Annotated in this window: 12 protein-coding genes and 1 tRNA gene; 1 reads left to right on the forward strand and 12 read right to left on the reverse strand. The window is 32.7% G+C overall.

Going from position 1 to position 11,836, the window contains the following annotated elements:
* Nucleotides 1-4: 4 nt before the first annotated feature.
* The 4 genes from ABWU28_RS00155 to elbB all read right to left on the reverse strand — a co-directional run bounded on the left by ABWU28_RS00155 (nucleotide 5) and on the right by elbB (nucleotide 3,836).
* Nucleotides 5-1,444, reverse strand: coding sequence for a hypothetical protein (locus ABWU28_RS00155; protein WP_179943893.1), 1,440 nt, complete (start codon nucleotides 1,442-1,444; stop codon nucleotides 5-7).
* A 270-nt stretch (nucleotides 1,445-1,714) separates the two neighbouring features.
* Nucleotides 1,715-2,641 (reverse strand): 4-hydroxy-3-methylbut-2-enyl diphosphate reductase, encoded by a 927-nt coding sequence (ispH, locus tag ABWU28_RS00160; protein WP_139686676.1) that lies wholly within the window; start codon nucleotides 2,639-2,641, stop codon nucleotides 1,715-1,717.
* A gap of 58 nt (nucleotides 2,642-2,699) precedes the next feature.
* Nucleotides 2,700-3,008: a hypothetical protein gene (locus ABWU28_RS00165; protein WP_226079919.1), complete on the reverse strand. Its 309-nt coding sequence runs from the start codon at nucleotides 3,006-3,008 to the stop codon at nucleotides 2,700-2,702.
* A 129-nt stretch (nucleotides 3,009-3,137) separates the two neighbouring features.
* Nucleotides 3,138-3,836, reverse strand: a complete 699-nt coding sequence (gene elbB / locus ABWU28_RS00170; protein ID WP_007302219.1) for an isoprenoid biosynthesis glyoxalase ElbB — start codon at nucleotides 3,834-3,836, stop codon at nucleotides 3,138-3,140.
* Between the two features lie 141 nt (nucleotides 3,837-3,977).
* Between elbB and ABWU28_RS00175 the strand changes: the two genes are divergently transcribed.
* Nucleotides 3,978-4,967 carry a glycine zipper family protein gene (locus tag ABWU28_RS00175; protein WP_353275257.1) on the forward strand — a complete coding sequence of 330 codons (990 nt, stop codon included), beginning with the start codon at nucleotides 3,978-3,980 and terminating at the stop codon, nucleotides 4,965-4,967.
* A 550-nt stretch (nucleotides 4,968-5,517) separates the two neighbouring features.
* On the opposite strand, the gene ABWU28_RS00180 is transcribed toward ABWU28_RS00175, so the two are convergent.
* The 8 genes from ABWU28_RS00180 to mnmA form a co-directional block, all read right to left on the reverse strand.
* Nucleotides 5,518-6,069, reverse strand: a complete 552-nt coding sequence (locus ABWU28_RS00180) for a 5-formyltetrahydrofolate cyclo-ligase (RefSeq protein ID WP_019236783.1) — start codon at nucleotides 6,067-6,069, stop codon at nucleotides 5,518-5,520.
* Nucleotides 6,053-6,682 carry a hypothetical protein gene (locus ABWU28_RS00185; RefSeq protein WP_019236782.1) on the reverse strand — a complete coding sequence of 210 codons (630 nt, stop codon included), beginning with the start codon at nucleotides 6,680-6,682 and terminating at the stop codon, nucleotides 6,053-6,055. Before ABWU28_RS00185 ends, ABWU28_RS00180 begins: the two co-directional genes overlap by 17 nt.
* Before the next feature lie 33 nt (nucleotides 6,683-6,715).
* On the reverse strand, nucleotides 6,716-7,843 hold the full coding sequence (locus ABWU28_RS00190; RefSeq protein ID WP_052264888.1) for a SurA N-terminal domain-containing protein: 1,128 nt from the start codon (nucleotides 7,841-7,843) through the stop codon (nucleotides 6,716-6,718).
* A 118-nt stretch (nucleotides 7,844-7,961) separates the two neighbouring features.
* Nucleotides 7,962-8,052 (reverse strand) — tRNA-Ser (locus ABWU28_RS00195).
* A 655-nt stretch (nucleotides 8,053-8,707) separates the two neighbouring features.
* Complete coding sequence (gene ppa / locus ABWU28_RS00200; RefSeq protein WP_019236780.1) at nucleotides 8,708-9,214, reverse strand: inorganic diphosphatase; 507 nt, start codon at nucleotides 9,212-9,214, stop codon at nucleotides 8,708-8,710.
* Between the two features lie 80 nt (nucleotides 9,215-9,294).
* Nucleotides 9,295-9,537, reverse strand: a complete 243-nt coding sequence (locus ABWU28_RS00205) for a hypothetical protein (protein WP_353275260.1) — start codon at nucleotides 9,535-9,537, stop codon at nucleotides 9,295-9,297.
* A gap of 8 nt (nucleotides 9,538-9,545) precedes the next feature.
* Nucleotides 9,546-10,592, reverse strand: a complete 1,047-nt coding sequence (locus ABWU28_RS00210; RefSeq protein ID WP_353275262.1) for a hypothetical protein — start codon at nucleotides 10,590-10,592, stop codon at nucleotides 9,546-9,548.
* Nucleotides 10,593-10,704: 112 nt separating this feature from the next.
* Entirely contained in the window at nucleotides 10,705-11,811 is a 1,107-nt protein-coding gene (gene mnmA, locus ABWU28_RS00215; protein WP_019236778.1) for a tRNA 2-thiouridine(34) synthase MnmA, read from the reverse strand.
* Between the last annotated feature and the right edge of the window lie 25 nt (nucleotides 11,812-11,836).

Consider the following 11,836-nt stretch of genomic DNA (forward strand, 5'->3'; position numbering starts at 1 on the left):
CAATCTACATTGCCTCTCCTATTTCAACATCAATAGATAGATTTTTCTCTTTAGTAGTAGGTAAGCTAGAGATACTAATATCATGAGTACGGAAATTATCGTTTAAATTTTTCTGTAGTTTCTCGTATTGATAAGAAATGTCTTTACCAGATTGAAAATTAAACCTTAAAGTTGTGGTAATATAACTTTTTGCCTCATTATAATTCCACTCAAACGATTGAAGCTCTACACCTGGTACTTTTAACTTTTCTGCATACTTAATTTGTGTAAGGGGAGAGTACTCTATTTTTGATAAAATATTATTTATATTAATAAAATCGTAAACTTCATCTATCTTTTTTACATTATAGATTTGGCTAAGTTTTATTAGTTTGTTATTTAAAGCACTCCGCGTTGCAGATAAATTATCAGCAACATTAAAATTTGAATACAAATTTTGCAAACAAAAGGCGTTAATTACAACTAAAACCAAGAGTAGGTATAGAAAAATTTGAGGAGAATTTAAATAAAGATAATTAAATAGATAAAATTCTTTAGTTTCTTTTGTGTTAAAAATATTTATTGGCTTATTCTTAAAGCTGTGAAACAAAATTGTAGTATCACAAAAGCTATCTTTTTCGCTTATAGCTAATTCTGCCCCCAATAGTTTACCCAGCTCATATGGAGTCAATATGTTCACACTATTCTCTGAAAAATTTATAACTGATAAACTAGATTTAATAGCTTCTGATACTATAATGCAGAGGTCGACAGGGTCATTTTTTTCAAATCCAAACTTAGTTAAAGATTGAATTGTATTTTTCACTTCCTGATATATTTCACCAGCAATGATTCCTGGTAAATTATCATTAGTAAATGGTATTAAACGTGTAAATATCATTTTGTTCTCTTTAAGAACCACTTGTCTATAGCCACCTGTTTTAGTTGCAGCAACTATAATTTTCCAGTTACTAGGATCTTTGTGTAGAATCTTTTTTGCTATACTGACTAGTTCTATAGGAAACATTAATATTCCTTTAAAGTTAGAGCCTATTTCAACAAACACGTCCAACCAATATTCTATTAAATGATTTGCTTTTGATGAAACAAATAGATACCACCAGTTTTGATTAAATTTATTCGGCTTTTCGACCAAGAGAATAGAATTTATATCGTTATTATGAGCAAAATGCTCTACTTTTGTTTTTGCTGATAGATAAGCACTAATCCTATTTACTCTTGGGATAGACTGTAGCAAATAGTTCTGATCAGTGTGATTGAGAACCAGATATAAGGGTGCTTTTTTATCTGATGAAAGACATGAAATTAAGTCAGAAACAGCTTTATTATTTTTGTCCTTAGCAAAATATCTTTTATTTAAAGTATCATTTTTAAAATATAGTAACATTGTGCCTTCTTTTCCTATAGAAAGCATAAACTTACTTTTGGGTTTTGACCCAAACATATTAACAAAGTGTATACTCATCTAGAATTAAAAAGGTAATTTATTGAAATTCATTAAACATTAGATGACAATATTACTTATATTATAAGTTTTTGATAAAATTAGTAGTAATATTAACCCTTTTGTATGATGAAGGTTTTTTATATTTGTGCTAGACACAACTTAACCTGACAAACGAGGATTAATTATATCTCAGCTTGATATTTTATTCTCCAACAGACTGAAAATTGAATTGAGCTAAAGACTTGATTTGACGCACGTTGTTGCACATTACCATTTAGTATACTTGAACTGAACATTTTCAGTGAATCCATCTGGCATGACTGAAACTTTTGTATTCATATTTATTTTTAAGTAATTTACTAGCTCATCAACTAATATATCAGGAGCAGAAGCACCTGCAGTAATTCCTATTTTTTCTGCGCCCTGCAACCAATTTTTGTTCATACATTTATAATTATCAATCAAATAGGCTCTTTTTCCTGTGGAAATGCACAGGTCTAATAAACGGTTTGAATTTGAACTGTTTTTGCTTCCTACAATTAACACTACGTCTGTAATTTTAGCCAATTTTTTAACAGCGTTCTGCCTATTTTGTGTTGCATAGCATATATCTTTTAAGTCGGGGCCTGTAATGCTTGGAAATCTGAGCTTCAGTGTAGCAATAATTTCTTTGGTATCGTCAATACTTAACGTGGTTTGTGTTACATAAGATAAATTATCTGGATCTTTGATTTGTAAATTGTATACGTCTTGCATAGTTTGCACTAGAGATATAGGATTACTTACTCTTCCTATAATTCCTTTAACTTCTGGATGATTTTCATGTCCAATTAGAATTAATTCTTTACCACTATCCTCATACCTTTTTGCCTCTTTATGTACTTTGCTAACTAATGGACATGTTGCATCAATCACTTGAACACCCTTTCTTTTTGCCTCATCCTCTATACTTTTCGACACTCCATGTGCGCTAAAGATCAATATTCCTCTATTGTCTTTAATGTCTTCTATGCTGCTTACAAAAACCACTCCTTGTTTCTTGAAGTCCTCTACTATATACTTATTATGAACGATTTCGTGTAGTACATAAACTTGGCGTTCATTTTTGTATTTCTCTAAAGTGATTGCTAATATGTCTACAGCTCTTTTAACACCTGCACAGAAACCGCGTGGTTCAGCTAAGATAATCTCCATTTTTTAAGTAAGTATGTAAACATTGCTAAAAAGTAAGCTCCGCTCACTATGTTTCATATCATGACTGCTTTACTATAATTTCAAATTTATCATTACCAAGATTCTTATTAATATACCAGGAACCGTCATCTTTAATTACAAATTCGGGACTCTTGAGGTCTCTTTTTATTGTCTTTCCATCTTGGCCATCCATAGCAATATGGATATCGAATGTAACGATGTCTAGATTTACCATGGCTTTTTTCCCATTGTCTGAATTTAGACTAAACTTGCCCAACATGACATCATTAATACTCACTTCTCCTGCATAAGTATCACACTGACCATCTACACAACACTCACTTTCAATATAAAAAAGGTCTGACATATTTACATCTATAAAAAAAAGAACTAAACTTACATACTAAATATAGCTTACCATTAATAAGCAATTACAGATTACTTTGGCTACAACAATAATGCAACTGACATAATTAATTGTATAAGAAACTACACTTTAGAGAAATGGTTGTTTGGTTTTTTTATTAATTTTTTTCACCATACTGTCAATCATGTGTTTTATTCCTTGATATACAGAGTGTGTACTTTCGTCACTACGCATATAAGCAGAGCAGGAAAATATATTATGCTTTTCGTCTTCTATTGATAGCTTTGTATCGCATGTTATATGTTCGCCGCCGAGCTTCTCTATCAACTGGTCTTTGTCGTCTCCTATAGTTACCTTAATCTTACTTTCTTCTTTACCTATCTTGCTACTTAAAATTAAAACAATAATGGCTGGAGATATACATATAGTTCCTATTGGCTTTTTTGCAACAAAGAACTCTGAGACTAATCTTTCAAACTCAGGCATTACTGTTTTATTTTCAGCTAAGTCAGATAAATTTTTCGCAACTCCATATCCACCAGGTACGACTAGCATGTCAAAATTTTCAGCTTTAGCTTCTCTTAGGTCATATATCTCACCTCTTGCGATTCTTGCTGCTTCTACAAGTACATTCCTTTTTTCTTTTACCGCCTCTTTTGTTTTGTGATCCATAACTTGTGTGATATTGATATCAGGTGCAAAACATTTAACATCCACTTCCTGCTGATCAAGCACAAGCAAACTTAAAACCGCTTCTCTCACCTCTGTGCCATCGAGGTGGCCGCATCCTGATAAAACCACAGCGGCTCTTAATTTTTTCTCACCCATAAAATACCTTGATTTCATATAATCTAGGTATTGTAATACAAATTCCATATTTGGAAAGGAGTAATTATTTTATGTCAATTATAATATAATTAATAATTAGTATATATAATTAGGCATATTTATAATTGATGGGAATTGAATATGGTACAAGGTGGTGCAGCAAACTCAGCTATTTCCGAGAAGTTAATTGAAAGTGTAGCGGAATATATTATTGGAAAAGAGGATTTGTTACAAGAATTGGATAGTCTACTAATAATAGATGGCTTTGAAAAGAAAGGTGAAACTTCTGACAAATCAGATATCAGTGAATTTCTGATGAACAAACCAGTTGTTATTGAGGGTGTAATGAGTCTTATGTTCAAGAATTTTGAGAAGAACAAAGTTGAATTAGAAAAATTTATAAAACTAGCAGATAAAACAGAAGGCATGGAGAAAGAGCTTGAAGCTTTAGGTAACCAACTGTTAGCTCAGGGGGTAATAAGTGGAGCAGCAGTGACAACACTAACAGGTGCACTAGCAGGTTTATTAACAGTAGGAGGAGTGACTGGTGCATTAATTGTTGGCGGAGCAGCATTAGTAGGGTTTGTAGCACTAGTTGCTATAGCTGCTATTGGTTATGCTATATATCAGCATAGAGGTGAGATAAAAGAAGGAGCGATGAAAGCAGGAAAAGAAGTGAAAAGTTTTGTGAAAGATGTGATCGATAAATTACCTACGATTCAACCAAGAGAGAATAATTTTGATAGATTACGTAGTGAATTGCTTGCAGCTATTGCAGACAATACTAAGTTAAAAGCAGGGCAAAGCATTGAAGACGCTAATAATCAGAACAAGATAGTAGAAATGCTTCGAAATCAAGAGCAACTAGCAGCCATAGGACAGTTAATAGGGGAAAATAAGGCTGTTCTTTTGAGCAATCTCATGAGCAAGGGTACTAGTACTCATGAGGAAGATATGGAGAAACTTGTAGGTTTTATGAGTGAATTTCAACCTGCAATTATGGCCATTGGTGATAATGACATAGAGAAGGTAAGAGAAAAAGTTAATGAGAAAGTTAAAGAAATGAAGCCAAGTCCTGAAGTGAAGAATCCAAGTTCTGAACAAGTTGATGGAAACAAAATGAAAAAATAGAATTGATGCATTTGGGGAGCGTTTTAATGTATCTGTCTATCTTATTTTGCCACCCTGCTAAGCGGACACAAAAAATTACTTCCGCATATTTTAAATCTCATTATAATTACAAATAGAGATATTTTAAGAGCTCAAAATCTATCTTTAGTCTGCAGACTTTTTAATCAAACTTATTAAAAATGTATTCTTCAGTGTATATCTGTCGTATGTGCACTGCATTTTTTTCTAATCTTTTTTACAGGGGGATTTTATGTCCAGAATTCCAGATATTTGACCTTTACTTTAGCTAATAAAAACCAACTGGTACCTGCGGTTTTTATAGCTACGTTTCTCAAACAAGTTTCAAATGAATAGATTTCTTGCATAACTGGAATTTAAAAGTTGATGTCATTCTAGCGCGTGACACTAGAATCCAGTCCTTTTGTGCAAAAAACGTTGTAAAGTAACTTAGTTGGATCCCAGTGTCAGCTACTCTGATGACAAGACAGGTTTCAATATTTGCATGCATCTAAACAGATAAGCAATTACTATCAGAAAGAGGTAGACTATGCTACTCCTTTCTATCCGTTTTCTTGAGCAACCTGCTTTCAAGTCTAACACACATCTCAGTAATTATAATATCCAATTTTTGATCGTGTTTTTCCACAGGTAAATTTTTACAATATTGCTTCTCATAGGCTACACCTATAAATATTTTTCCAAGTGGCCGTAATTTTTTTATCATTTCATCATACCAACCACCGCCAAAACCTAACCTATTAAAATGATCATCAAAAGCAATAACAGGAGTAATGATTGTATCGGGGATTATATCTTCATCTGCTTTATTCCATTCCTCAAATTTTAATAACTTGTTTTTATTAGGGACTGCTACTTTATAATCTAAATCGAGTAAACGATGCATCAAAGGCACAACATTAATTTCTCCGTCTGTTGGAATGTACGCTGCTATTGTTTTACCTTTAACGTAGCTTAAGTTCTGATTAAAGAGATTAATAAGGGAACTTGCTGCATAACTGGAATAACTTTCATCAACATCTTTTCTTATGGTTCTATATTGCTTCCTTAGTTCCTCTTTGTGCTGTTTAGTGTCTTTGAACATGTTCTATCCATTTTGCAGTGAGCTTTTCTTGTAAACTATTTTGCTTCAAGCGCTCACTTAAAAAATCAAAGTCAACAAGCTCCATATCCTGGTCTTGATTACTGCAACTATAAACAAAACTTATTTCTCCTGTTTCCTTATTTATGTGTTGCTGAATACATTGAGCGCAGATTTCTTTCATCATGCACTGCATAGGAGAGTTAACTGATGATATTGCTATGTGTTTTGGTTTTAGATATGGCTTTAAAATTGTTTTTCTAGCTTCATTTATAGCTTTCATCATTTTATCAGAACCAATAGTGATGATTTTATCTATAGTGTTTAAACTAATAGTAATTTTACCTAACTTTCCTTGCTGATATGAGATTATTGCATCAACTATATTACCATGAAAGGATTTATCCTGTTCTCTGCTTGTTTCTATCAATCCTTCTTCACATGCCCAAATTACTGCACTTGATGCACGTTCTATCAGTGCTCGTTTAAATACATCACTTAATTTTTTATAGCCAGCGAAATATAAAACCTTATGATTGTTTTCAAGACATGCCTTCCCTATCGAAAATAACACTGCATTTCCAACTCCACCGCCAATGAGCATTATATTCTTCATAAACTTTTTATGGAGTAGAAAACCTCTCTAACTTCAATTAAACTGATAACTAACAGCTGCATTTTTACGCATATTATCCAATAACAGGTTGCTTTGTATCATAATCTTTTGTTGATACATTTCCTGTTTGATTGCTTCTATATCCATTGCATTATTTTTGATATCACATAACATCATCAACTTTGCAGTGCTATTTTCTCTTAATTCTACTATTTCATTCATATTTGTTTTACTAAATAAAATCTGTAAATCAGGATTTAAATTTCGCATTTTTATTTCAAACTCTTTTACGCTTGGCAACTTGAAATCATCTGCTAACTTGTCAAAATTTAAACAACTGACCTTTTGCTCCTTAAAACTAGAGAGTAAACTTTCTGAACCTTCAACTACAACCTGTTTCAGTTTTAAAGTACTTTTCAGCAGTGTATGATCGAGCTGTACCTTATCTATGACTTTTATAACAGAGTAACCTTCGCTTAAACTAACCGGACCTGCTACATCACTGATTTCTAATCTTTCCAAAACGTCCTTGAGAGTACCTTTTAGCTGACTTAAATTAACTGTTGCTTTGCGCATCTTTATTGAAGATTCTGGATTATTACTGGTACGTAATTTTTTTACTAAGTCTTCAGCTATCTTCTGATCGGGAATTATGAACTCCTGAAACGTAATAAGGTAATCAGACTTCTCTTTTTGCTTTCTTGCATCATCCACTTCTTGATCGCTGATATTAATAAGCGGTACAACTCCTACTTCAATAATCTTGTTCCACAGCAGCTGACACTTTATTTGTTTTTTTAGGGTATTGAGATCTATATTATGCTTTTTTACGTATTGATCAACTTCATCAGCCTTAAGTTTTAAACTTTGAGTTAAGAATAACGTGACAGCATTATTTAACTCCTCGTTACTCAATTCTATATTCATCTTCTGTGCTTCGCTGACAATGATAATTTCGTCTATTAACTGTCTTAGAATTTGAGATTTTACCTCTTTTTGATTAATCTTCTGAGTGCCAAGCAATGAATTTATGAAGTTTATACGTCTTTCGATATCTAAATTTGAAATTGGCTCACCATTTACATCTGCAACAATTTCAATCTCAGTTGCAAGTAACCTAAGCGGCAGCATTATTAATATCAAAATTAGTATTTTATGCATATAAAATTATTTAGCTAATAACTAATTCTATAATAAATACTGAATAAACGCTAGCTAACTTTTTAATAATTAAAAAAGAGGGTGAAATTACTGTAATGAATACCTAAACAATAATATACGGAAGGAGAGGGATTCGAACCCTCGATACGACTTTTCAATCGTATAACGGTTTAGCAAACCGCCGCCTTCAGCCGCTCGGCCACCCTTCCAAATTATTACTATAATATCAAGACCTTTACTGCCTGTCTAATGCTTTTAATTGCAATATTTGTATCTGTCCAGATGCATGCAAATATTGAAACCTGTCTTGTCATCAGAGTAGCTGACACTGGGATCCAACCAAGTTACTTTACAACGTTTTTTGTGCGAAAGGACTGGATCCCAGTGGGCTTTGTTGCATCGCTACCTATGAAAGGCTAACTATACAAGCAACTTATTGAAAATCTTATTTTTTTGCAGTCAATCTGATCAAATTTAAGAATAGTAATTTATTGTTTGTATTAGTAAATTTAATTCTACTTAAAATAGCTAAAGCATTGAAATTCTTGAATTTTAGCTAGATTAGTGAATGGTAGTAAAATTTCTTTTACTCAAATTTAGATATTCACTGACCGTCCTTACTATAAATGCTAGAATAATAAGCTACTGATATTCTTCATCTTTTTTATCTTTAATCCGCCGTAGATAGCGATGCAACAAAGCCATCCCAGTGTCAAGCACTGGGATGACACCATTTGTTGTAAACTCACTTTTACTCTATGGTTATACTACCTTACCGCTATCCTGAACGGATACCAATATTTACCCATTAAAAACAACAACATTTTTCCGAATAACTGTAATTTAAGGCTAAATCAACGCAAACTAATTTCTACTTTTTTCAATGATTTCTTTTGCTTTTTCCACATTAGCCCATTCTCCAACTGTCACCGTTTTTCCCTTTTCTAAATCTTTATAATGAGAAAAGAAATGAGCTATTTTATCTAGTAAGTTTTTAGATAAATCAGAATAGTTTTTTATATTGTCATAATAGCTATCAACACTGGAGATAGGTACAGCTAATATTTTTTCATCCTCTCCTTTCTCGTCTTTGGTAAGTAATGCACCTACTGGACGCACCGATATCAAAACTCCAGGCGCTAAAGGAAATTGAGTTAGCACCAAAACATCCGCAGGGTCACCATCACCTGCGCAGGTATTTGGTATAAACCCATAATTGCAAGGATAAGTCATTGAGGTAGACAAAAATCTGTCAACTTGTAACAACCCAAGCTCTTTATTAAATTCATACTTTACAGGCTCAGCATTTGCACTTATTTCAATTACTACATTTATTTCATCTGGTTTTGTTGTTACTTTGCTTAAATCCATGGATTACCTCGTTATTCAAGAGAAGATATTATATAGCATACACTTTAAAAGTGCTACATTTATCATTCATAAGTAGAGATTCATGATTGAATAGGACCATTTGCAAAACTGTTAATAGTTGTATCATTGATCGTTGAATGTGGCGGTTCTTGAGGTGATTTTAGTAGTTGAAATAAAGCATATACTATTACGATAGTAAGTACTGCAGCAACTATGAAATTGATGAGATTATTTTGTGGCAAAATATTTGTTATTGAGTTGAATAACTTTTGCTCCATAAAGAAATAATCAGCAGTATATAATCCAATAGACAATATAAACATACCTAAAGCTAATTTACAAAATGTGTTTTATGATTTTTGTTTTTTTTGTTACTGATACTAGAGTTTAGTCTGCATTCACTTTGTGGCACTGAGTAATACGTATTCTCAGGGTTTGTTACTAATTGTTCAAATGCATCACTATTTTGGTTTTTTAGTAGTTGCTCTAGAGTACGTTTGATATTTTTAGGATATAGAGAATCTTGACTGTCTTGCTCTCTTGCAGCTGTAAATGTCCCGTTCAATTCACTTATACCTCTATAATTAAGTGTATACTTGGTGAATCCATTTCTATACGGTAACTCAATTTTTCTTAATACCTTTATTAACTGTAAGATGTAACTGTAATACAGTGGTGTGTTGATTACTCTAGCTTTCTCATTAATATATTGATTGAGTGATAAAATATCTCCATTTCCAGTACATGTAGAAAATATACCATAACTAGAAAATAGTAATGCTATGTCTTTATCTATTTTTATACTGTGAATCGAGTAATAATGATTTATTACCTCTTTACATAAGCTAAACTCTTTATCAAATTCATTTGCATAGCTTATTTTGAGTAACTTTTTAATATTATTGAGTACTTGTTTCTCAAAGTCATCATTATTGTTAAATAGAGCTTCACCTTTCGGATTTGCTAGAATATTAAAAAGCTTTAGTTTTTTTTGATCTTCTGTCAATTCTACTTGATCTACAATTTCCCTTAGCAGTTTCTTCGAAGTGTCACAAAGAGTAGGTATTTTTTTACTTTCAACTGCAGCATATATTTTATCAATTACTTCTTGAGTATTGAACTGAGCATTTTCTGCAAGAACTCTATAAGCTTGAACATAAATTAAAAACAATCCTTGTAGACTAAATTTTAAGTTAAAATATTTATCTAATGGCTCTTGTTCTTTTTTATTAATGAATTCGAATAGACCTATATGATTTCTGTAATCCATGCAATGATGTAAGTCAGCATGTTGAAAACTGCCCAAACGAATAAATGCGGCTTCTAGTAAATTGCCCTTACCAACAATTTTTATTAACTCTTCAACTTCTTTAACCATCCCTCTAGTCCACAATATAATAATTATCTTTATAGTATAAAGAATATAGGATAAAACAGCAATAAATTTTATTGTATGTTTACATTCTGCATTAAAAAATTAAACCACCAAGTTAGGAGCATATCCAACCTCCACCTATAACTTGTTCGCCCTTATATGCTACACAGGCTTGACCTGGACTGATGCCAAAGTAATCGTCGTTTAAAATTACACAGGCTTTGTTCTTTTCGTCAGTTGAATATATTGTCGCTAAGCTTCCTGCATGTGATGACCTAAGCTTCACAGTTACTTCCATGCCTTCTTTTGGTTGTTCTAACCAATTTAACTCTTTGACCAATATCTTTTTTTGCATTAGAGCATTGATCGGGCCTACTACAACTTCATTATTTTCTGTATTAATTTTTATCACGTAAAGAGGCTCATTGTGTGCGATGCAGAGGCCTCTTCTCTGTCCCACTGTAAAATTTACTATGCCGCTGTGCTCACCTAGCACTTTTCCATGAATATCTACTATTTTACCTTTCTGCACAGATTGTGGAGCTAATTTAGCTATTGTTTTACTATAGCTTTCGGAAACAAAGCATATATCTTGACTATCCGGCTTTTCAGAAATTTGTAAGCCAAAATACTTTGCTAATTTTCTTATATCACTTTTATAGAACCCACCTAATGGAAATCGCAAAAGCTTTAACTGCTCCTCAGTAGTTGCAAACAAAAAATAACTTTGATCTTTACTTTTATCAATACTTCTGCACAACTTTACCTCACCATTTTCTTCTAATCTTCTTACGTAATGTCCTGTTACGAGCACATCCGCACCAAGATTTTTTGTAACTTGCAATAGATCGCGAAATTTTACTGTTTGGTTACACCTTACGCACGGTATGGGAGTTTCTCCACGCATATAGGTATTTGCAAAATCCTCTATTACTTCCTTTTTGAATATTTCCTCGTAGTTTAAAATATAGTGGGGAAAGCCAACACTTTCAGCCACGTATTTGGCATCATAAATATCCTGTCCAGCGCAGCATGCACCCTTTCTCGCATTACCATCACTGCCATAGAGCTGAAGAGTCACACCTATCACTTCGTACCCAAGGTTATACAGCAGTGCTGCAGCAACGGAGCTATCAACTCCCCCGGACATTGCAACAATAGCCTTAGTTTGATGCGGAGCTTTATCTTTTAATAAAGGTTCAATTTCAAATTCTTTTAGCATATAATTTATAAACACAAACCTGTGT

The sequence above is a fragment of the Wolbachia endosymbiont (group B) of Pilophorus perplexus genome (assembly GCF_964028155.1).
In the GTDB taxonomy this organism is placed as follows: domain Bacteria; phylum Pseudomonadota; class Alphaproteobacteria; order Rickettsiales; family Anaplasmataceae; genus Wolbachia.

Coding starts and splice junctions, on each gene's coding strand:
- ABWU28_RS00165 (WP_226079919.1), bottom strand. CDS start 3,008: ATGTCAGACCTTTTTTATATTGAAAGTGAGTGTTGTGTAGATGGTCAG.
- ABWU28_RS00155 (WP_179943893.1), bottom strand. CDS start 1,444: ATGTTTGGGTCAAAACCCAAAAGTAAGTTTATGCTTTCTATAGGAAAA.
- ABWU28_RS00180 (WP_019236783.1), bottom strand. CDS start 6,069: ATGTTCAAAGACACTAAACAGCACAAAGAGGAACTAAGGAAGCAATAT.
- elbB (WP_007302219.1), bottom strand. CDS start 3,836: ATGGGTGAGAAAAAATTAAGAGCCGCTGTGGTTTTATCAGGATGCGGC.
- ABWU28_RS00205 (WP_353275260.1), bottom strand. CDS start 9,537: ATGTTTATATTGTCTATTGGATTATATACTGCTGATTATTTCTTTATG.
- ABWU28_RS00185 (WP_019236782.1), bottom strand. CDS start 6,682: ATGAAGAATATAATGCTCATTGGCGGTGGAGTTGGAAATGCAGTGTTA.
- mnmA (WP_019236778.1), bottom strand. CDS start 11,811: ATGCTAAAAGAATTTGAAATTGAACCTTTATTAAAAGATAAAGCTCCG.
- ppa (WP_019236780.1), bottom strand. CDS start 9,214: ATGGATTTAAGCAAAGTAACAACAAAACCAGATGAAATAAATGTAGTA.
- ABWU28_RS00190 (WP_052264888.1), bottom strand. CDS start 7,843: ATGCATAAAATACTAATTTTGATATTAATAATGCTGCCGCTTAGGTTA.
- ABWU28_RS00175 (WP_353275257.1), top strand. CDS start 3,978: ATGGTACAAGGTGGTGCAGCAAACTCAGCTATTTCCGAGAAGTTAATT.
- ABWU28_RS00210 (WP_353275262.1), bottom strand. CDS start 10,592: ATGGTTAAAGAAGTTGAAGAGTTAATAAAAATTGTTGGTAAGGGCAAT.
- ispH (WP_139686676.1), bottom strand. CDS start 2,641: ATGGAGATTATCTTAGCTGAACCACGCGGTTTCTGTGCAGGTGTTAAA.